An 18,783-nucleotide genomic window follows, 5' to 3' on the forward strand; every position below is an offset into this window, starting at 1 on the left:
CTGCCACGGCGACAAGCCGCCGCTGCTGCTAGCCGCCTAGCGAACATGGGCAATCCGCTGGGCAAGCTTCTGTTCCCATCGGAACGCCGTACGCACGATGAAATCCAGGTCGTCATAGCGTGGATGCCAGTCCAGTACCCGTTGCAGCCGGGCGCTGCGGGCAATCAGCATGGGAAGATCGCCGGCACGGCGCGGACGCTCGATCACGTTCAGGTGCCGGCCGCTGATCCGCGTGACTGCGTCGATCACCTCGCGCACGCTGTAGCCGTGCCCGTAACCGCAATTGAGGGTCAGGGACTCGCCGCTGGCGCGCAGATGGTCAAGCGCGTGCAGGTGGGCCGCGGCAAGGTCCTCGACGTGGATATAGTCGCGAATGCCGGTACCGTCCGGCGTGTTGTAGTCGGTGCCGTAGATCGAGAGGCTGTCGCACGCGCCCACCGCATGCTGGCAGGCCACCTTGATCAGCAGGGTGGCGTGCGGCGTCGAATGGCCGATGCGGCCCTCGGGATCGCAACCGGCCACGTTGAAGTAGCGCAGGATCACGTGGCGCATGCCACTGGCGGCGCAGACGTCGCGCAGGATGTTCTCGGACATCAGCTTGGACATGCCGTAGGGGTTGATCGGACGCGTCGGCGCCTCTTCGTCGGCGACGCCGCCATCGGTCATGCCGTAGACCGCCGCCGTCGATGAAAAGATGAAGTTGCGCACGCCCGCCTTGGCGCTGCACCCCAGCAGGTTGCACGTGTTGCAGGTGTTGTTGGCGTAGTACTTGACCGGATCGCTCACCGATTCCGGCACCACCGTGTGCGCGGCGAAATGCAGCACCGTGTCGACGTCGTGCTCGCCGAGCACGCGCGAGACCAGCTCGCGGTCGCCCACGCTGCCGACCACCAGGGTGGCGTCACGCACCGCTTCCGGAAACCCCGTGGAAAGATCGTCGATGACCACCACGCGCTCGCCTCGAGCCGCGAGCTGCTGCACGACATGGCTACCGATATATCCGGCTCCGCCGGTGACAAGGACTCCGTTCATGACGATGCACCCGTTGGCACGATGGGAAAATTGCGGCAGAGCCACGCCTCGATGTGGTCGATCAGGCGCCTGCGGTCACTGGCGAGCACATAGGTGTGGTCGGTCTCCTCGATGTAGCGCGTGCTCACGGCAGGGCTGGCCATGATGTTTCCGAAGCACTCGCGGAACTGGCGCGGATGGTTGAAGTACATGTTGATGCCGCCGCTGTAGACCAGGCACAGCTTCAGGCCGCGATCGATCATGCCGGCCAGGTCGGCGCACACCACGGTCCGGGGCGACGGCGCCACGCTGAACACGGCGTCGCTCTCGCCATCGGCCGCGTCTTTCGCGCGGCGCGCGAACCATCGGCGCCAGCGGCCTGCATCGAGGACGCGCGGCAGGTAGTGACGCAGCTTGAAGCCGAGCGTGCGGTAGGCATAGCCGTCCAAGAACACCGCACCGGCCACCTTGTCGTCGTTGCATGCCACGGTGTGCGCGTTCTGGGCTCCCGAACACAGGCCCACCAGCACGAAACGCGCGCACCCGGCGTGCTGGCGCAGCAGGTCCATCGCGTCGTCCACGTCGGCGCATACCTGCTGCACGCGCGACTGGGATTCGCCGCTGGAGCCGCTGTCGCCCACCGTCGAGAAGTCGAAGCGCAGCGTTGGATAGCCCGCCTGGTTCAGCCGCCGAGTCATGTCGACGTTCATGCGGAACGGCCCGACCCGATGGACCAGTCCGGCGTTGAGCACGATCACGCCCACGGCGCCGGGGCGGGCATCAGGCAGCCCGGCGATACCAATCAGGTGCCGGGCCCGTCCAAAGCGGAAGGCCTGCTCGCGCATCAGTGCACCCCCCGCAGATGCTCGGTCACGGCCTGCACCAGCGGGTGCGAAATAATGGCCGCCTCCAGGCGCACCAGGTCGTCCCAGGGCGTCGCCGGCTGCAGGGGGCGCACCCGCGCCTCGTCCACCGCGAACCGCCGCCAGTGACGTGGCGCGGTGTCGGGCAGCGAATCGAGCAGCAACGACGGCACCGTCGACCATTCGGCGTGCAGGCTGCTGATCTGCTCCCGCAGCACGGGATTGACCTCGAAACCCAGCCACTGGCCATCGGCTTCGGCCAGCTGGCGTGGCTTCACGAAACGCTGCGTATCGATGCGCAGCGCGTCCTGCAGGGCGTCCAGCGTGGCGACATACGAACCGCCGTCGACCACCGGATCCCATGCCACCACGTCGGCAAACCGCGCCGCCCGCGCAGCACCCAGGGCGACGCTGGCGCCAAGCCGCGCGCCAAAGGCGATGACGCTGTCCACCCCGCTGCGCGCGCGCAGCTCGGCGGCAGCGGTGGCGGTGTTCGCCAGGCACCGATTCCACTCGACCTCGTCACTGGCTCCCGCCGAATCCCCGCAGCCGTAGTAATCGAAGCGCAGCACCGGCATGCCTTCGGCGGCGAGGGCGTTGCCGAGTTGCCGATAGATGCGATGACAGCGGATGTAGTCCTGGCCCAGCGGCGCGCACAGCAGCACGGCCTTGCCGGCCAACGGCGCGGCAGCGTGATAGATGCCGAACAACTCGCCGTTGTCGCCGAAGAAGAACGGAAGCTCGCCGTCGGACCGCTTCATCGCTTGTACACCACCGTCAGGTAGAACTCGTTGGCGTGATAGCTCTGGCCCGCCGCGTCGCTGCTGCGCAGTTCGCGCACGTACGAAACCCGCCAGCTCCAGTGCGGCGTCCATTGGTGGTTCAGGTCGGCGCCAAAGCGGTAGGTGCGGTCGAGGCGATCGAGCGTGTCGTAAGTGAAGCGATCACCGGAAGCGAACCCCGACACCGTGACCGTGGGCGTCACCCGGTAATCGAGGCTCAGGCCAAGCCCCTTGCCCGTCTGGTTGAGCGTGGCGTCGTTGACGTAATCGAGCTTGCTGTAAGCCGGCGCGATCGAAAACGTCATGCGGTCGGCGCGATAGGTGTAGCTCGCCTGGATCTGGCGTTGCTTGTAAACGTCGGCGCTGATGACGACATTGCCCACGTTGATGCCGCCGCGCGTCGCGTCGATGGCATCGGCGACCGGCTGCAATGGCTCCAGTTCGCCGCCGATGATGATGTTCGTCGGCTGCAGCATGTCCTGCGCCGCGTCCACGTATTCGTAGGAGCCGTTGAGCGTGATGGTGTTGCGTGCCGACACGCGCCAGCCGAGCGTCAGCCTTACCAGCGGGTCGGACAACGACTGGCCATGGTTGTAGTCGATGTGCGTCCAGCCCAGGGCCGCATCGATATCGATCGCGGTGAGCCGGCTCGTGTAGCGGCCGTACAGTTCGTAGCGGTCGTAGTTGGGCCCGGCGATGTCGTTGTTGTTGAAGTTGACGTGCTGCGCTTCGAAGTTCCCCGACACCTGGTCGGTGGGACTGAGGTCGCGAAACAGCCTCACGGCGGCCTGGCCGCGGGAGGAATTGAACTCCTTGAGCTTGGAGGCGTAGCTGTTGATGTAGTGAAGCTCGGCATTGCCGGTCATCGCGTCGCCCACGCGAAAGTGCAGCGTGGGCCCCACCGCGATCACATTGGTCTGCTGCTGGTTGTTGGGCGAGTTCGCCGCCAGCGTGCTCAGCGGCTCCACCCCGGCAAAGTCCTGCACGACCAGGTCCAGGCGCTGCGGCATCACCGCCCAGGTCGCCTGGGCCGCTACCTGTGCGAGGGTCTGGCTGTCGTAGGTGTTGCCGGAATAGTCGCGGTACTCCAGGTTGCCGGTGACGTTGGCCTGGACCGTCGAGCCTTTCTCCGTGTAGCCGAAGTTGACGCCCGGCATCAGCACATTGTTGCTGGCGCGATTGTCGGGAGTGAGGCCGATGTTGTCCGTGTGCTCGACGGTGCCGTAGAGCGTGTAGTCGAACTGGCCTGCCCAGGCTCCGCCCGAACAGGCCGCCAGGGCCAGGCCAATCGAACGAGCGAGTGTCGTGCGTACCGCCATATTCCTTCCCCCAATGGATAGGTCGCAGCAGGAGTCGCTCCAGATCAGCGCATTTGCGCTCCTCAGGGCATGTGATTGAAAACCACCCCGGCCATTTTTTCCGGATCGAAATTGGTGACGGCCTGGCCGATCGCCGCCGGGGTATCGCGGCCATAGCCGGCGACGACCACGACGAAGTCGGCAAGGTCAGACAGGATGCGTGCATCGGGCGAGCCCTTGATCGCCGGGCCATCCAGGAACAGGTAGCGGTCCGGATAGCGGCAGCGCAGCGAGTCCAGCATGGTGCTCATGCGGAACGACGAGAAATATTCGCCGCTGTTCTCGCGCGCCTTGCCTGCCGGAATCAGCCGCAGGCGCGCAATGCCCGTGCGATAGAGCACCGGCTCGATACCGAGCGTCGGCTGCTCCAGGAAGTCGATCAGGCCCCCGGCTGCCGGCTCCACTCCGAGCGCCTTGTGCTGGCTCGGATAGCGCAGGTTGCAGTCGATCAGCAGGCTGGTCTTGGCCTCGTCGAAGGCAAACGCCGCCGCCAGGTTGCGCGCGACGAAACTGCCGCCCGAGCGCGGGCTCACCGATACCACCAGGGTCACGAAATTCTGCTGTCCGGCAATGCCGAGCAGTCGCGTTCGGATCTCGCGGAACGCGTCGGACTGGCGCCGCACCGACTCTTCGCGATGGATGAGGCGGCGCTCCTCCAGCTGCAGCGGGACCAGCTCGCCGCCACCATCGCTCATGCGCGCAATGGAATGGCCGGTCACCGGATGCTTCTGCAGGTTCCGCGCGGCGTCCTCGAGCACGTCCTCGATGCTCCCCGGGAACTCGGTTTCGTTCTCGTCTTTCATGTTCATTGCTTCAACCTCAGCCAGAACATGGCCAGGTAAATCGCGGCCACCCCCATCACCGTGATCAGCAGGAGCGTGTTGTGGAAGCGATCGCGCCGGCGGTCCCGTGGCGTGGGGTAGAACGGGATCGCCGCGAGCACGGCCAGCCCCGTGGCCTGCTCCAGTCGGTCGACCGAGCGGACGCGCGGATCCAGCCGCACCAGGCAGAACAGCAAGCCGACCGGAATGGCCAGTGACAGCGCGATGCCGGCCAGGCTGAAGTGCATGAAACGCAGGCCGGAGGGCGTCAGCGGCATCACGGCGGGGTTCTGCACCAGGAAGGTCAGGCCCCGCTGCTCGGCGTCCAGGTTCATCGACACGCGTGCGTTCTCGCGACGCTTCAGCAGGTCCTGGTACACGTCGCGATTGACGTTGTAGTCGCGCGTGAGCTCCGCGGTGACATTTTCCGAGTTGGCAATACGGTTGCTCCGCTGCAGTTCGGTCTGCAGCATCGCTTCGCTGACGCTCAGGCGCGCCGATGCGGCCGCGGTCGACGCACGCGTGCTGGCAAGCTGCGTCTTGATCTGCTGGTAGGCGGGGTTGAACTGCACGCGACTGTCGAGCGTCATCGGCGTACCGGCAAGCTGCGCCGCGGCCTTGCGCTGGTCGTCCTGCGCCATCTGCTGGCGCAGGTCCTGCATCTGGTGGCGGATCCTGACCACGTCCGGGTATTCCTCGGTGTAGGTCAGCAGCAACTTGTCCAGTTGCCCCTGCAGTTCCGCCATCTGGGTCTCGTACACGCCGCCCGCGGTCTGCACCGTGTTCACTTCGGATTCGCCGGTGAGCTGCGCCGCCAGCGAAGCCTCCTGCGAGCGGCGCTCCATCACGTCCATGCGTGCCGTCTCGATCTGGCCGCGCAGCTGGCTGATGCGCGCATTGGTATCCGTCTCGCTGCCCGGACGCGCTTCGTCATTGGCGGCGCGGTAGGCCTTGAGCTTGTCCTCGGCGTCGGTGAGCTTCTTGCGGTAGGCCTCGACCTGGCTGTTGATGAACTCGTACGCGTCGCGGCTCTCGCGCTGCTTGGAGGCCAGGCTCTCGCTGATGAACAGATGGGCGAACTGGCGCGTCACTTCGTACGCGCGCCGTGGCTCGCTGTCGAAATAGCTGATCGTGATGAGGTTGTCGCTCGCCGTCTGCACCTTGGTGCGCGACTTGATGCCTTCGATCAGCCGGTCCTGTTCGAGGGGCGACGGATGCGTTGCCATCCAGCCACCCTGCACCAGAATCTCCGACATCACCTTGCGGCTGAAGATCACGTCACGCGCGATGCTTGCACGGTTCTTGTTCGCGGTCGCCGTGGCCGCCCCTTCCATCAGGGGCGAGATGATGCTGCTTTCCTGGGCGAGGATGGTGGTGGAGGCCTCGTACTTCTTCGGCCACAGCACCCCCGTCACCAGTGCCGCAATGGCGATCAGCGCGAAGATCACGCCCAGCGTGAGGCGACGCCGCCGTGCTTCGCTCACCAGCGCCGGCACCATGCTTGCAAAAGGTGTGAGTTCCCCACTCATAGCGATTCGCCCTTGTCCCGCTCCATGGACACTCCCCGGTATCAGAAGGCACGCAACGGCACGGTCACGACATCCCCTGGCTGCACCGGATAGTTGGTCGCCAGGTCCCCTTGCTTGAGCACCTTGTCCAGCCGGATCGAATAAGGCTTGGTCACGCCATCGCGCCCCTCGCGATAGAGTTCGGTGCGGTCCGGCGCCGCAAATTCCGTCGTGCCGCCGGCGGCGAGGACCGCGTCGAGCACGGTCATGCCCTGGCGATAGGGAATCGACACCGGCGTGCGCACGGCGCCCGTCACCCTGACACGCGACAGATACTCATGGCTACGCAGCTCGGTGAGGATGACCGCCACCTGCGGGTCGCGGACATAGGCCTGCAGCTTGTCCTTGATCTGGGCGGACACTTCCTCGGTGGTCTTGCCGCCCGCCACCACGTCGCCGATGAGCGGCACCGTGATCATGCCGTCCGGCCGCACCGGCACGCTCACGCTGAGGTCCGCGTTGTGCCAGACCGTGATCTGCAGCTGGTCGTCGACCCCGATGCGATAAGTCGTTACAGCCTGCGCGCCCTGCTCGACCTTCGGCGCATCCGTCGAACCCCGACCGGTAGCGCACGCGGTCAACAACAGTGCTACGCACAGCACGAGAACGTGACGAAAGCTCTTCATGGCGGCCCCCTGACTAGAAACTGTGAACCACGTCACGATCGAGTATATCCAATCACCCTGAAGGCTTGACAAAATCATAAGAGCTATGACTTGCCGCACATGGCATTCCGCCGGGACGGGCCGCCGGCCATGCCGCGACGCCAAAATCCCCCTCTCCGGGAGCCGCGGCCAGCGGCCAAAGGGCGTAGACAGGATGGGGGGAGAAGCCGGCAAGGCCCCGCGGCCCGGGTCGGCCAGGCGACGGACACGCGTGCGCGCCCGCGGTTTTAGACCGTTTGGCCGATGGCGTTGCGCGCCCCGCGTACCCGACGATCTGCATGCCTGAAATACGCAGCTGGCGGAGGGGGCGCATGACCACCATGAGCGACAGCCTTCGTGCGGACGCTGCAGCCGTACCAGATTCGTATCGCGTCGAACCGGTCGACGCGGGCCATTTCTCGACCCGCCGCGTCGGCAAGCTGCGCCACAATTTCCATGTGCATCCGCTGTTCCAGCTACCCGAACTGGCGCAACTCGCCAAGGAGCTGATGCCGCTGGGGCATTGCCGCTTCGTGCAACCGGACATCACGCAGGCCTCGCCCTTCGCGCATGAGGACCACCATCCCGAGGGACGCGGCATCGAGGAGTTCTTCCGGCGCATCGAGGAACCCGGCTCGTGGATCGCGCTGTATCACGTGCAGACCATTCCGCGGTATCGCAAGCTGCTCGACCAGATCCTCGAGACCGTGCGCCCTGCCATCGAGCGCGAACAGTCGGGCATCTTCGACGTCATGGGCTTCGTCTTCATCTCGGCGCCGCCGTCGGTGACGCCATTCCACATCGATCGCGAGAACAACTTCTGGTTGCAGCTGCATGGACGCAAGACGCTGAGCGTGTGGGATCCGTTCGACCGCGAAACGGTGCCGGCCGATGCGGTGGAAGACTTCATCGTCGATCGCTCGCTGCGGAAGGTGCGCTTCAAGGATGAGTACCGCGCGCGCGTGCATGACTTCGACAGCGGTCCCGGCGACGGCGTGTACTTCCCGAGCACGTCGCCGCACATGGCCAACACGGGGCGCGAGTGGGCCAGTCCAGGCAATGGCGTGTCCGCCTCCATCGGCGTCACCTTCTATACGGACGACACCCGGCGCATGGCGCGCGTGCACCAGGTCAACCGCGTGCTGCGCAAGAAGCTGCACGTGGTGCCGTCCTATCCTGGCGAGTCGCCGGCCGCCGACGCACTGAAGGCGCCGCTGGGACGCATCATCGGCCCGACGCGTCACTTCCTGGTCGGTTGCCTGGGCGCATGGCGCGCACTGCGGGCCGGCGTGCGCCCGCCGGAAGGCTGGCTGGGCGAGAAGGCGCCGCCCGGTTCGTTCTGACCGGCATGCCCGGTAATTCGCCGCGCTTCCCGCTTCGCTGCGGAATGACGCGCAAAGAAAAAGGCACCCAGGTTCCCCTGGGTGCCTTTCAATTGGTGGGCCGTGAAAGATTCGAACTTTCGACCAATTGATTAAGAGTCAACTGCTCTACCAACTGAGCTAACGGCCCTGAAAACTGACTTGTAACAACGAGCAAATTTGGGGTGGACGATGGGATTCGAACCCACGACAACCGGAATCACAATCCGGTACTCTAACCAACTGAGCTACGCCCACCATAAAACTTGAATTGGCGCGCCCGACAGGAATCGAACCTGCAACCGTCGGCTTAGAAGGCCGATGCTCTATCCGGTTGAGCTACAGGCGCCTGTGCACATTGTGCATGAACGTCTGCTTGGTCGGGGCAGAGGGATTCGAACCCACGACATCCAGCTCCCAAAGCTGGCGCTCTACCAGGCTGAGCTATACCCCGATTTCGAACCCTCAACCTTCGCGGGCTGAAGCTTTGAAATGCTACGGGTGACGCTTGGCCTAGTCAATCCGTATCTAAAGCACACCGAACTTCAACTTTCGTCCGGTCCGCCTGGCGATTCACTGCCTTGCGGCACAAGCCGTGATGCGAACATCACAACCTGCTTCAAATGGCGCGCCCGGAGAGATTCGAACTCCCGACCACCAAGTTCGTAGCCTGGTACTCTATCCAACTGAGCTACGGGCGCGTTTTTAAACCTTTGCCTGGTCGCTTAACCACCGAAGTGGAAAGCGCCGAAGCGAGAAGCGGAATTATTCAGATTCGAGGCGGGTGCGTCAATACTTTTTTTCATATTTTTTGCATCGTCGTCGAACAATCTTCACTTTCGTCAACGAGAGCACGCCGCCACAGCACGCTAGTTTAGCTGCGCATGGCCTGTTCGGCTACACCTGAGCGCGTCATCGGTTCATCGTGGCGACTCGCGAGGCGCTTCCGCTGCGCGTCTCAAACCATGAAAAAAAGGCGGCCACCGGGCCGCCTTTCCTGTTGCGCCGCCAGTGGCCGATCAGCGATCGGCCATGCGGTTCTGCGTGGCGGGATCACCCACTTTCGCACCCGCGTCGCCACGCGGCGGCGGCGGTGGCGGCGTGCTGCCGGTGCTGGAGTTCTTCGACCAGTCCGCCGGCGGGCCCGGCACGCGACCGGACATGATGTCGTCGATCTGGTGCGCGTCGATGGTCTCGTATTGCAGCAGCGCGTCGGCCATCACGTGCAGCTTGTCGATGTTTTCGGTCAGCAGGTCCTTGGTGCGCGCATAGGCGCGATCGAGGATGTCACGCACTTCCTCGTCGATCTTGCGCGCCGTCTCGTTGGAGACGTTCTTGTGCTGCGTGACGGCGCGACCGAGGAACACTTCGTCCTCTTCTTCGCCATAGGTCATCGGGCCAAGCTTGTCCGACAGGCCCCACTTGGTGGCCATGTTGCGGGCCATGCTGGTGGCGCGCTCGATGTCGTTGGACGCACCGGTGGTGACCTTGTCCTCGCCGAAGATCAGCGCCTCGGCCACGCGACCGCCATACAGGGCGCACAGGCGCGATTCGATCGCCACGCGATTCATGCTGTAGCGGTCGCCTTCCGGCAGGTACATGGTGACGCCCAGCGCGCGGCCGCGCGGGATGATCGTCACCTTGTAGACCGGATCGTGCTCGGGCACCAGGCGTCCCACGATGGCGTGGCCGGCCTCGTGATAGGCGGTCAGCTTCTTTTCGTCCTCGCTCATGGCCATCGAGCGGCGCTCGGTGCCCATCAGGATCTTGTCGCGCGCTTTGTCGAGATGGCTCATGCGCACGTCGCGGGCGTTCTCGCGGGCGGCGAACAGCGCCGCCTCGTTGACCAGGTTGGCCAGGTCCGCACCCGAGAAGCCCGGGGTTCCGCGCGCGATCGTCATCGGCTCGACGTCGGCAGCGGTCGGCACCTTGCGCAGGTGGACCTTGAGGATCTGCTCGCGGCCCTTCACGTCGGGCAGCCCCACCACCACCTGGCGGTCGAAGCGGCCCGGGCGCAGCAAGGCGGGATCCAGCACGTCCGGACGGTTGGTGGCGGCGATGACGATGACGCCTTCGGTGCCCTCGAAACCGTCCATCTCCACCAGCAGCTGGTTCAGCGTCTGCTCGCGCTCGTCGTGCCCGCCACCGAGGCCGGCGCCACGATGGCGGCCGACGGCGTCGATCTCATCGATGAAGATGATGCACGGCGCGTGCTTCTTGGCCTGTTCGAACATGTCGCGCACGCGGCTGGCGCCGACGCCCACGAACATCTCGACGAAGTCGGAGCCGGAGATCGAGAAGAACGGGACCTTGGCTTCGCCCGCAATCGCCCTGGCCAGCAGGGTCTTGCCGGTGCCCGGCGGACCCACCATCAGCACGCCGCGCGGGATCTTGCCGCCCAGCTTCTGGAACTTGCCCGGGTCGCGCAGGAACTCGACCAGCTCGCCGACTTCCTCCTTCGCCTCGTCGCAACCGGCGACGTCGGTGAAGTTGACCTTGATCTGGTCCTCGCCCTGCAGCTTGGCGCGCGAGCGCCCGAAGCTCATGGCGCCGCGCCCGCCGGCGCCTGCCTGCATCTGGCGCATGAACCAGATGAACACACCGACGATCAGGATGATGGGCAGCCAGTTGAGCAGCAGGCCCAGCAGCGAGAAGCCGTTGTTGGACGGCTCCTGGCGCACTTCCACGCCCTTGTCCTGCATCTGCTTGACCACCGAGTTGGTGGACCAGCCAAGCACCGGGGCCACGGTGCGGAACGCGCTGCCGTCCTTCAGCTTGCCGCTGATGGTGGCGGGCTGGTCGGCACTGATGGTGGCCGTGGACACGTTGCCGTTGTCCACGCTCTGCACGAAGCTGCTGTAAGGCAGATCCGAAGCGGACGCGCCATGCGGATTGAAGCTCTGGAACACCGTCAGCAGGACCACCGCGATGATCAGCCAGAGCAGCAGGTTTTTCGCCATTTCATTCATGCACGGTTCTCGCCCGGTTGCCCACCGCGGGTCTTGAGACCCACGGCCAATGCATACACCTCCCGCGAACGTGCGCGGGAGGCCTTAGGTTTACGCATCGTCACGCGGGTGAAGTCCGCGCGCAAGCTGCGTATGTAATCGTCAAAGCCGGTCCCCTGGAACAACTTGATCAGGAATGACCCGCCCGGTTTGAGCCATTGGCGACTGAAATCCAGCGCCAGATCGGCCAGGTCCATCGCGCGGATCTGATCGGCCAGGGCCACGCCACTCATATTGGGGGCCATATCGGACAGCACAAGATCGACCTTGTTGCCCGCCAGGCGGCCCTCAAGCTCGCGCAGGACGGACTCCTCGCGGAAATCGCCCTGCAGGAAGTCCACCCCCCCGATGCCCTGCATGGGCAGGATATCCAGCGCCACCACGGTGCCGGTATCGCCCAGGCGCTGGCGCACCAGCTGGGACCAGCCCCCCGGGGCGGCACCGAGGTCGACCACGCGCATGCCGGGCTTGAGCAGGCGGTCACGGTCGACCAGCTCCTCCAGCTTGAACACGGCACGGGAGCGCAGGCCCTCGGCCTGGGCCTTCTTCACATAGACATCATCGAAGTGCTCCCGCAGCCAGCGGGAACTACTTTTGCTGCGGGACATGATCGGCGACAGCCACGGATACGGGGGAAGTGGCCTGCATGATACCCTTTGCAGTCTCATTGCCGCGAATCCGAGACTGAACGCATGGCTCTTTCCCCCTCGCAGCGCCGTTATCTGCGCAGCCTCGCCCACGATCTCCACCCCGTCATCCTGCTCGGCAACAAGGGTGCGACCGATGCCGTGCTCAAGGAGCTGGACCTGGCCCTGACCCACCATGAACTGGTGAAGGTGAAGCTTTCCGGCGGCGACAAGGACGAGCGCCAGGCGCAGATCGACTTCCTCGCCGACGGCACCCGCTCGGAAAACGTGCAGGAAATCGGCCATGTCGTGGTGCTGTTCCGCCGCAACGAAGACGAGCCCAAGCTCGCCCTGCCCCGCTAAGAGTCAGCCCGCATGGATCTCTCGCTCGATCGCCCGGACAACTATCTGTTCGTGCGCCGCGTGGGGGCTCGCAGCATCACCGTGGTGGATCGCGAGCTCACGGCCAGCTTCCTGCTGGCACCGGACCGCGCCGTGGAAAACTGGCCGGTGGCCGCATCCGGCGAACTGGATGCCAGCCACGTCGACGCCATTCTCGAACTGAAGCCCGAACTGGTCATCCTGGGTACCGGCGAGCGTCAGGTGTTTCCCGCCGCGGCGTTCATGGCCGGGCTGCTGCGCAAGGGCATCGGCATCGAGGTGATGGACAACGCCGCTGCCGCACGCACCTACGACCTGCTCGCCGCCGAGAGCCGGCGGGTGGTGGCCGCGTTCATCCTGCCGACCGACCGCCCGGGCGCGTGACGTGAGCCGGGCCGTGCGATAAGCGCGGCCGGCACCGATTCCGGCCTGACACTCGTCCCGACCCGACAGGCGCCATCAACGCGACGGCAGATAACCCATCGGATCGACCGGATTGCCGTCCTTGCGGATCTGGAATTGCAGCTCGTCGCGCGAGGCGCCCGTGGCTCCCATTTCGGCAATCTGCTGGCCGGCGCTGACCCGCTGACCTTCCTTCACCAGGCGCTTGCTGTTGTGGCCATAGGCAGACAGGAAGCTGTCGTTGTGCTTGACGATGATCAACTCGCCATAGCCCACCAGGCCGTTGCCGCTGTACACCACCACGCCGTCGGCGGCCGCACGCACCGGGTCGCCGGTCTTGCCGGCAATCTCGATGCCGGGAATCGCGTCGCCGGACTGGTAGCGCTTGATCAGGGAGCCATCGGCCGGCCAACGCCAGGCCACGCCACCATTACTGCGGGTCGCGCCGGGCGCCGCCGGCGCAACCGGAGCCGGTGGCGGCGTATTGCTGGCTGTCGCGGCGGGTGCGCCCGCCACCGGCACGACCGGTGTCGTGACCGCAGCGGGTGCCGAGGTGGCGGGCGGTGCGGCAGCTGCCGTAGCCGGCGTGGACTCGGAGACAGGCTCGGAGCCCTGCGGCGGCTTGCCGGGCACCGCCGGATGCGGCGCGGCGGGCGCCGGCGGCCTGGCACTGGCCACCGCGACCGGAGCGGCGTGCACCGGAGCCGCGGCAGGCGTCTTGCCATTGGACGGAGCCAGCTTCAGCTCCTGCCCCGGCCAGATCGTGTACGGCGCGGCAATGTTGTTCCAACTCGCCAGGTCGCGGAAATCCACGCCATTGCGAAACGCGATCGAGTACAGCGTGTCGCCCTTGCCGACCTTGTAGGTGCCGCCGGGGGCATTGCGAACCGGCGCCGCGACCGGGCGCGCATTCGTGCTCGCCGCCGGCTGCTCGACCACCACCGTGCGGCGGCTCGCAGCGCAGGCTGCCAACACGAGTATTGCGCAGCTCAGTGCAAAAGACCGGAGATACCCATTCATGGGCGTCAGCATAACGAGGCCCAACGGCTTTTTCATACGGGTCGGCACGACGGGTCGTTCCATCCGGCGGCCACGGTTCAGCGCAACCAGAGCCACGCGAGCAAGGCCGCCAGGATCACCAGTGCCGCCCAGCCGATGCGCTCGACGTGTTTGTGCAGGACGCGCTCCGCCCGCTCGCCGAACAGGCGGATCAGCAGCGCCAGCAGCCACACGCGCTTGCCGCGGCCCACGGCCATGCAGACCAGGAACGGAATCACCGGCACGCCGACGATGCCCGACGCCCAGGTCACGAACTTCATCGGCACGACGGGCTGCAGCGCCGCCAGGGCCAGCACGAGCAGCAGGCCGAGCCAATGCTGGTTCATCTGCGCCCGCAGGTTGGCCACGCCCGTTTCGATCGGCGCGAGCAAGTGCAGCGTGTCGAGCAGTGGCGAAAGCGCCTGGAACGCCCAGTGGCCCAGCGCATAGCCCACCAGCGAACCGAGCAGGGAAAACAGCAGGCTGACGTTGGCGTAGAAAAACGCCTTGTGCCGCTTGCCGAGCATCATCGGCGCCAGCATCACTTCCGGCATGATCGGAAAAATGAAGGCTTCGACGAAACTCAGCCCGCAAAGAAAGTACACAGCCCGGGGGTGACGCGCCCAGGTCAATGCCCGCGCGTACAACGAACCGAAAAGACGCATTCAGCAGATTCCCTGTGGCATCAGCCGATGCCACCCAGCAGCGGCACGAAACTGACCGCGGCCAGTTCCTCCTGGATAAAGTCGCCCTGCCCGTCGCCACGCATGCGGATCAGCATCTGGTTGCTGGGCGAACCGACCGGCGCGACCAGCACGCCGGTGGGGCTGAGCTGATCGAGCACGGCGTGCGGAATGGCGTCGCCCGCGGCGGTCAGGATGATGGCGTCGAACGGTGCCTCGTCGGGCCAGCCGAGCTTGCCGTCGTCATGCCGCGAGCGGATATTGCCCAGCCCCAGCTGGCGGAAGCGGCGACGTGCCTGGCGCAGCAACTCTTCGATGCGCTCCACGGTGAAGACCTGCGGCACGACCTGGGCGAGCACCACCGCCTGGTAACCCGAGCCGGTGCCGATCTCGAGCACTTTCTGCGGCACGCCGAATTCGAGCAGCGCCTCGGTCATGCGCGCCACCACCCACGGCTGCGAGATGGTCTGGCCATGGCCGATCGGCAGCGCGGTGTTCTCGTAGGCGCGCGAGTGCAAGGCCTGGTCGATGAAGTGATGGCGCGGCGTGTTGCGGATCACGTCGATCACGCGCTGGTCGCGAATGCCCTCTTCCTTGAGCTTGGTGGCGAGGCGATCGCGCGCACGCTGCGAGGTCATGCCCTCGCCTTTCAGTGCCGATGGCGGCAACGGATGCACGTTCACCTCAGGCCGCCTTGTCGCCGGCCGGCTTGTCGGCCATGCCTTCGGTCAGCGTGCTGACCCAGCTGCTGACCTTTTCCAGCGCCTGGAAGCGGGTCAGGTCCACGTGGATCGGCGTGACCGAGACATAGCCACGGCGCACCGCGTCGAAGTCGGTGCCCGGGCCGGCGTCGTCCACGGCGCCCGCCGGGCCGATCCACCAGATGGTCTTGCCACGCGGGTCGGTCTGGCGGATGCACGGAGCCGAGCGATGGCGCTTGCCCAGCCGGGTCACCTCGAAGCCGTGGATCTCTTCCCACGGCAGGTCCGGCACGTTGACGTTGAGAATGGTGTCCGCCGGCAGCGGGTCGACCAGCAGGCGCTGCATCAGCAACAGCACGGCGTTGGCGGCCGAGTTGTAGTGCACGCCGTGGTGATCCTTGCTGACCAGCGATACGGCGATGGCCGGCAGGCCCAGGAAGCGCCCTTCCATGGCCGCCGACACCGTGCCGGAATAAATCACGTCGTCGCCGAGATTGGCGGAATTGTTGATGCCTGAGACAACGATGTCGGGCTCATGGTCGAGCAGGCCGGCCAGGGCCAGGTGCACGCAGTCGGTCGGCGTACCGGCCACGCGGTAGTAGCCGTTGTCCATGCGCAGGGCGCGGATCGGGGCGTCGAGCGTAAGCGAATTGCTGGCGCCGGAGCGGTCGCGATCGGGCGCCACCACCGTCACCTGGCCCACCGCGCCAAGGCGCTCGGCCAACACGCGGATGCCCGGGGCATCCACACCATCGTCGTTGCTTACCAGAACTCGCATGATGATCCGTTCAGAGCCAATCGCGGCGGCTGGCTGCAGGCAAACGCGCGCCGTGTGAAGCCAGAAGTCTACCGGAGCGGGGCACCTGTTTCACGACGTTTCTGACGGTCCGGCAGGCCCTGTTCCCGCCCGCCGCTCGCCGCCCTGCGACTCGCCGGACGACGCGACGCCAGCCGGCAAAACCTGCATTACGATGCAGCGATGAAACACCGTCCTCCCGCCCAGGTTACCGACGACGACGCCAGGCTGTTCCGCGATGCCATCGGCGACGTGCGACCGTTCAAGCCGGTCGCGCCGGCACCGGCCACGCCCAGGCCCGAGCCCGAACCGCGCATGTTCGAGGCCGACGAGGCCGCCGTTCCCGGCGAGTTGCTGGACATGGCCTTCGATCCGGGCCTGATCGAAGTCGGCGAGGAGCTGAGCTACCTGCGCGATGGCTATCCGCCCAAGCTGTTGCGCCAGCTCAAGCGTGGCCAGTTCAGCATCCAGGACGACATCGACCTGCACCAGATGAACGCCGCCGCCGCGCAGGCCACCATCGTGGACTTCCTGGCCGAGGCCAAGCGCCGCGGTTTCCGCTGCGTGCGCATCGTGCACGGCAAGGGCCTGCGCTCGCGCGCCGCCGGCCCGGTGCTCAAGGTGCTCACCGATCGAATGTTGCGCCGGCGTGATGACGTGGTGGCGTTTGCGTCGGCACGGCCGATGCAGGGTGGCACGGGAGCGGTGGTGGTGCTGTTGAAGGCTTAGCTTTTGCTCCCCTCTCCCTATGGGAAGCGGGTTGGGGCAAAGGGCGGGGGCTCGCGTGGCGTGGATCGGGCGTGATCGTGTGGACTTTTCTTTCGCTTCGTTCCCGGGCGCTTTCGCCAGCTTGCCGCTTGCGCAGCGGGCGTTTCGACCTCCTGCCGGAGGCCGAGTCACTTTTCTCTCGCTGGCCCAAGAGAAAAGTAACCCAAAGAGAATGGCCTCAAGAGCTCGCGGCGAAGGGTTGGATACAGACCGGAACGGTCTTTGTGCCTCGATGCGGGACACCTCCGCCTCTACATAGCCGCTTCACTGCAACGCGCCACGGCGTCGAGGATTTAAAGCCGAGCGCGTCGCACTTTTGCGCCCTCTCCCCGGCGGGGAGAGGAAGCCGAAAGCTAGGCGGTGAGGGCCAGTTCGCGCACCACGGTCGTGGCATACGCGCCGGCCGGCAATTCGAAGCTCAGTTCCAGCGCTTCGTCGTCGAGCCAGCGCCAGGCCAGGTTCTGCGGAATCATGCGCAAGGCGCGGCGTTCCTGATCCATCTTGGCGGCCACCAGGCCTTCCGAAAGATCGGCGTTGGCGACTGCCATGGCGTTCTCCAGCGCCGCCGCATCCGCCTTCGCGGGTGTCTCGCCACGGCCCCACAGCGGCCCCGAGGGATGGATGTCCCCGCGAGCCAGGCGTTCGGACAGCACGGCATCGAACGGCTCGGGGCCGAACCACGAACGGGAACCGGCCAGCGCCCAGATCTCCCCTTCCATGGGACTGTCCCACGTGCTTTGCTCGACCCGCGCCGCCAGCACCGCGTTGAAGATGTGCGAGCGGGCGGCCGAGAGCAGGAAATGGCGCTTGTCGCGATCGACGCGCCGGCCGGCGAACATCGCCCGCGCCTGCGCCACGTTGCCACCTTCGCGGCCAAAACGCTGCTCGCCGAAATAGTTGGGCACGCCGCGCCGGGCGATCTGCTGCAGCACCTGCTCGGTCACCGCGCGGTCGCCCTGCACCTGGCGCAACACCAGCACGAAGCGATTGCCCCGCAACGCACCGCGCTTGAGCTTGCGCTTGTGGCGGGTCGCGGCCAGCACCTTCACTTCGGCATGCGGAAACGCGGACCAGTCCGGATCAGGCTTGCCGGCCAGTTGCACGGAGAAGGTCTGGCGGGTCACCGCATGGCGGTCTTTCAGGCCGGCGTAGCCCACATTCAGCGGCGGCACTTCGGCAAAACGAGCCAGCTCCTTGGCCACCCAGTCGGTGTTGGAGCCGCGCTTCTCCACCCACAGCAGGGCGTGCTCGCCTTCGCCATCGGCGTCGTAGCCGAGGATTTCCTCGACCTGGAAATCTTCGGGCGTGCTTCGCAACACCGCCGTCAGCGGCGGATGGCCATAGGCATAAGGCAGTTCGAGTTCGGACATGGGACTCCGCCGGTGCAACCGGCCTGAAGAAAACGGGAGGGCGACAGCGCCGCCTGCGCTGCCCGATGCATTGGATCAGGCGCGACGTGGCGACACCGAGAAACCGGCAAGGCCGCCAGCGGCCTCGCTCATGCAAGCACCAGCAACACGCAGGCCTGCGCGGCGATGCCTTCGCCGCGCCCGGTAAAACCGAGCTTTTCGGTGGTGGTGGCCTTGACGCTGATGCGGCCGATGTCACAGCCCAGCTCGGTTGCCACGGCCTCGCGCATGGCCTGGGCGTGCGGCCCCACCTTGGGCGCCTCGCAGATTACGGTGACGTCGGCATTGCCCAGCGCATAGCCCTGCTCGCGCATGAGCCGCGCAGCGTGGCGGAGGAAGATCCGGCTGTCCGCGTTGCGCCATTGCGCTTGCGACGGCGGGAAATGCCGACCGATGTCGCCCAGCGCCAGCGCGCCAAAGATGGCGTCGCACAGGGCATGGATCACCACGTCGCCATCGGAGTGCGCCACCAGGCCCCGCTCGTGCGGCACGCGCACGCCGCCGAGCATCACGTGATCGCCTTCGCCGAACGTGTGGACATCGAAGCCCTGGCCAATCCGCAT

At 65.9% G+C, this 18,783-nt stretch carries 19 protein-coding genes and 5 tRNA genes; 4 read left to right on the forward strand and 20 right to left on the reverse strand.

Going from position 1 to position 18,783, the window contains the following annotated elements:
• Nucleotides 1-36: 36 nt before the first annotated feature.
• From galE to ACXU4B_RS05550, 7 genes are all read right to left on the reverse strand, one after another.
• Nucleotides 37-1,032 carry a UDP-glucose 4-epimerase GalE gene (gene galE / locus ACXU4B_RS05520; protein ID WP_131408498.1) on the reverse strand — a complete coding sequence of 332 codons (996 nt, stop codon included), beginning with the start codon at nt 1,030-1,032 and terminating at the stop codon, nt 37-39.
• Nucleotides 1,029-1,856 carry an alpha/beta fold hydrolase gene (locus tag ACXU4B_RS05525; RefSeq protein ID WP_131408500.1) on the reverse strand — a complete coding sequence of 276 codons (828 nt, stop codon included), beginning with the start codon at nt 1,854-1,856 and terminating at the stop codon, nt 1,029-1,031. Before ACXU4B_RS05525 ends, galE begins: the two co-directional genes overlap by 4 nt.
• Nucleotides 1,856-2,635 carry an alpha/beta hydrolase family protein gene (locus ACXU4B_RS05530; protein WP_165583154.1) on the reverse strand — a complete coding sequence of 260 codons (780 nt, stop codon included), beginning with the start codon at nt 2,633-2,635 and terminating at the stop codon, nt 1,856-1,858. The genes ACXU4B_RS05525 and ACXU4B_RS05530 overlap by 1 nt, the downstream gene beginning before the upstream one ends.
• Nucleotides 2,632-3,975, reverse strand: a complete 1,344-nt coding sequence (locus ACXU4B_RS05535; RefSeq protein WP_131408502.1) for a porin family protein — start codon at nt 3,973-3,975, stop codon at nt 2,632-2,634. Before ACXU4B_RS05535 ends, ACXU4B_RS05530 begins: the two co-directional genes overlap by 4 nt.
• A gap of 62 nt (nt 3,976-4,037) precedes the next feature.
• Nucleotides 4,038-4,817, reverse strand: a complete 780-nt coding sequence (locus ACXU4B_RS05540; RefSeq protein WP_240734021.1) for a P-loop NTPase family protein — start codon at nt 4,815-4,817, stop codon at nt 4,038-4,040.
• Between the two features lie 2 nt (nt 4,818-4,819).
• Nucleotides 4,820-6,364: an XrtA system polysaccharide chain length determinant gene (locus tag ACXU4B_RS05545; RefSeq protein ID WP_131408506.1), complete on the reverse strand. Its 1,545-nt coding sequence runs from the start codon at nt 6,362-6,364 to the stop codon at nt 4,820-4,822.
• A 41-nt stretch (nt 6,365-6,405) separates the two neighbouring features.
• Nucleotides 6,406-7,029 (reverse strand): XrtA/PEP-CTERM system exopolysaccharide export protein, encoded by a 624-nt coding sequence (locus tag ACXU4B_RS05550; RefSeq protein ID WP_131408508.1) that lies wholly within the window; start codon nt 7,027-7,029, stop codon nt 6,406-6,408.
• A gap of 350 nt (nt 7,030-7,379) precedes the next feature.
• Between ACXU4B_RS05550 and ACXU4B_RS05555 the strand changes: the two genes are divergently transcribed.
• Complete coding sequence (locus ACXU4B_RS05555) at nt 7,380-8,390, forward strand: JmjC domain-containing protein (RefSeq protein WP_165583155.1); 1,011 nt, start codon at nt 7,380-7,382, stop codon at nt 8,388-8,390.
• A 93-nt stretch (nt 8,391-8,483) separates the two neighbouring features.
• Here ACXU4B_RS05555 and ACXU4B_RS05560 read toward each other — a convergent pair.
• The 7 genes from ACXU4B_RS05560 to rlmE form a co-directional block, all read right to left on the reverse strand.
• Nucleotides 8,484-8,559: transfer RNA gene (locus ACXU4B_RS05560), tRNA-Lys, on the reverse strand.
• 30 nt (nt 8,560-8,589) lie between these two features.
• Nucleotides 8,590-8,666: transfer RNA gene (locus ACXU4B_RS05565), tRNA-His, on the reverse strand.
• A 14-nt stretch (nt 8,667-8,680) separates the two neighbouring features.
• Nucleotides 8,681-8,757 (reverse strand) — tRNA-Arg (locus ACXU4B_RS05570).
• Between the two features lie 28 nt (nt 8,758-8,785).
• A tRNA-Pro gene (locus ACXU4B_RS05575) sits at nt 8,786-8,862 on the reverse strand.
• Nucleotides 8,863-9,032: 170 nt separating this feature from the next.
• A tRNA-Arg gene (locus ACXU4B_RS05580) sits at nt 9,033-9,109 on the reverse strand.
• Nucleotides 9,110-9,427: 318 nt separating this feature from the next.
• Nucleotides 9,428-11,377, reverse strand: coding sequence for an ATP-dependent zinc metalloprotease FtsH (ftsH, locus tag ACXU4B_RS05585; protein ID WP_205746525.1), 1,950 nt, complete (start codon nt 11,375-11,377; stop codon nt 9,428-9,430).
• On the reverse strand, nt 11,374-12,024 hold the full coding sequence (gene rlmE, locus ACXU4B_RS05590) for a 23S rRNA (uridine(2552)-2'-O)-methyltransferase RlmE (protein ID WP_131408512.1): 651 nt from the start codon (nt 12,022-12,024) through the stop codon (nt 11,374-11,376). The genes ftsH and rlmE overlap by 4 nt, the downstream gene beginning before the upstream one ends.
• Before the next feature lie 84 nt (nt 12,025-12,108).
• Here rlmE and yhbY point away from each other — a divergent pair, with 84 nt between their 5' ends.
• Nucleotides 12,109-12,405 (forward strand): ribosome assembly RNA-binding protein YhbY, encoded by a 297-nt coding sequence (gene yhbY / locus ACXU4B_RS05595; protein WP_131408514.1) that lies wholly within the window; start codon nt 12,109-12,111, stop codon nt 12,403-12,405.
• 12 nt (nt 12,406-12,417) lie between these two features.
• On the forward strand, nt 12,418-12,807 hold the full coding sequence (locus ACXU4B_RS05600; protein ID WP_131408516.1) for an Mth938-like domain-containing protein: 390 nt from the start codon (nt 12,418-12,420) through the stop codon (nt 12,805-12,807).
• 75 nt (nt 12,808-12,882) lie between these two features.
• Here the strand turns inward: ACXU4B_RS05600 and ACXU4B_RS05605 are convergent, their stop codons facing one another.
• The 4 genes from ACXU4B_RS05605 to surE all read right to left on the reverse strand — a co-directional run bounded on the left by ACXU4B_RS05605 (nt 12,883) and on the right by surE (nt 16,025).
• On the reverse strand, nt 12,883-13,800 hold the full coding sequence (locus ACXU4B_RS05605; protein WP_425481373.1) for a peptidoglycan DD-metalloendopeptidase family protein: 918 nt from the start codon (nt 13,798-13,800) through the stop codon (nt 12,883-12,885).
• A gap of 122 nt (nt 13,801-13,922) precedes the next feature.
• Entirely contained in the window at nt 13,923-14,528 is a 606-nt protein-coding gene (locus tag ACXU4B_RS05610; RefSeq protein WP_131408518.1) for a YqaA family protein, read from the reverse strand.
• A gap of 20 nt (nt 14,529-14,548) precedes the next feature.
• The gene (locus ACXU4B_RS05615; protein ID WP_425481374.1) at nt 14,549-15,184 is read right to left on the reverse strand and encodes a protein-L-isoaspartate(D-aspartate) O-methyltransferase; all 636 of its coding nucleotides are present in this window, start codon (nt 15,182-15,184) and stop codon (nt 14,549-14,551) included.
• Between the two features lie 46 nt (nt 15,185-15,230).
• Nucleotides 15,231-16,025 carry a 5'/3'-nucleotidase SurE gene (gene surE, locus ACXU4B_RS05620; RefSeq protein WP_131408522.1) on the reverse strand — a complete coding sequence of 265 codons (795 nt, stop codon included), beginning with the start codon at nt 16,023-16,025 and terminating at the stop codon, nt 15,231-15,233.
• A 201-nt stretch (nt 16,026-16,226) separates the two neighbouring features.
• On the opposite strand from surE, the gene ACXU4B_RS05625 reads away from it, so the two are divergent.
• Entirely contained in the window at nt 16,227-16,772 is a 546-nt protein-coding gene (locus ACXU4B_RS05625) for a Smr/MutS family protein (protein ID WP_131408524.1), read from the forward strand.
• Nucleotides 16,773-17,164: 392 nt separating this feature from the next.
• Here the strand turns inward: ACXU4B_RS05625 and truD are convergent, their stop codons facing one another.
• Both truD and ispF read right to left on the reverse strand, forming a co-directional pair.
• Entirely contained in the window at nt 17,165-18,181 is a 1,017-nt protein-coding gene (truD, locus tag ACXU4B_RS05630) for a tRNA pseudouridine(13) synthase TruD (RefSeq protein ID WP_131408526.1), read from the reverse strand.
• Nucleotides 18,182-18,309: 128 nt separating this feature from the next.
• Nucleotides 18,310-18,783: a 2-C-methyl-D-erythritol 2,4-cyclodiphosphate synthase gene (ispF, locus tag ACXU4B_RS05635; RefSeq protein ID WP_131410388.1), complete on the reverse strand. Its 474-nt coding sequence runs from the start codon at nt 18,781-18,783 to the stop codon at nt 18,310-18,312.

Source organism: Dyella soli, assembly GCF_054482295.1.

Excerpts from the sequence above, each read along its gene's own strand:
- galE (WP_131408498.1), bottom strand. The coding sequence starts at position 1,032 with ATGAACGGAGTCCTTGTCACCGGCGGAGCCGGATATATCGGTAGCCAT.
- ACXU4B_RS05525 (WP_131408500.1), bottom strand. The coding sequence starts at position 1,856 with ATGCGCGAGCAGGCCTTCCGCTTTGGACGGGCCCGGCACCTGATTGGT.
- ACXU4B_RS05530 (WP_165583154.1), bottom strand. The coding sequence starts at position 2,635 with ATGAAGCGGTCCGACGGCGAGCTTCCGTTCTTCTTCGGCGACAACGGC.
- ACXU4B_RS05535 (WP_131408502.1), bottom strand. The coding sequence starts at position 3,975 with ATGGCGGTACGCACGACACTCGCTCGTTCGATTGGCCTGGCCCTGGCG.
- ACXU4B_RS05540 (WP_240734021.1), bottom strand. The coding sequence starts at position 4,817 with ATGAAAGACGAGAACGAAACCGAGTTCCCGGGGAGCATCGAGGACGTG.
- ACXU4B_RS05545 (WP_131408506.1), bottom strand. The coding sequence starts at position 6,364 with ATGAGTGGGGAACTCACACCTTTTGCAAGCATGGTGCCGGCGCTGGTG.
- ACXU4B_RS05550 (WP_131408508.1), bottom strand. The coding sequence starts at position 7,029 with ATGAAGAGCTTTCGTCACGTTCTCGTGCTGTGCGTAGCACTGTTGTTG.
- ACXU4B_RS05555 (WP_165583155.1), top strand. The coding sequence starts at position 7,380 with ATGACCACCATGAGCGACAGCCTTCGTGCGGACGCTGCAGCCGTACCA.
- ftsH (WP_205746525.1), bottom strand. The coding sequence starts at position 11,377 with ATGAATGAAATGGCGAAAAACCTGCTGCTCTGGCTGATCATCGCGGTG.
- rlmE (WP_131408512.1), bottom strand. The coding sequence starts at position 12,024 with ATGTCCCGCAGCAAAAGTAGTTCCCGCTGGCTGCGGGAGCACTTCGAT.
- yhbY (WP_131408514.1), top strand. The coding sequence starts at position 12,109 with ATGGCTCTTTCCCCCTCGCAGCGCCGTTATCTGCGCAGCCTCGCCCAC.
- ACXU4B_RS05600 (WP_131408516.1), top strand. The coding sequence starts at position 12,418 with ATGGATCTCTCGCTCGATCGCCCGGACAACTATCTGTTCGTGCGCCGC.
- ACXU4B_RS05610 (WP_131408518.1), bottom strand. The coding sequence starts at position 14,528 with ATGCGTCTTTTCGGTTCGTTGTACGCGCGGGCATTGACCTGGGCGCGT.
- ACXU4B_RS05615 (WP_425481374.1), bottom strand. The coding sequence starts at position 15,184 with ATGACCTCGCAGCGTGCGCGCGATCGCCTCGCCACCAAGCTCAAGGAA.
- surE (WP_131408522.1), bottom strand. The coding sequence starts at position 16,025 with ATGCGAGTTCTGGTAAGCAACGACGATGGTGTGGATGCCCCGGGCATC.
- ACXU4B_RS05625 (WP_131408524.1), top strand. The coding sequence starts at position 16,227 with ATGAAACACCGTCCTCCCGCCCAGGTTACCGACGACGACGCCAGGCTG.
- truD (WP_131408526.1), bottom strand. The coding sequence starts at position 18,181 with ATGTCCGAACTCGAACTGCCTTATGCCTATGGCCATCCGCCGCTGACG.
- ispF (WP_131410388.1), bottom strand. The coding sequence starts at position 18,783 with ATGCGGATTGGCCAGGGCTTCGATGTCCACACGTTCGGCGAAGGCGAT.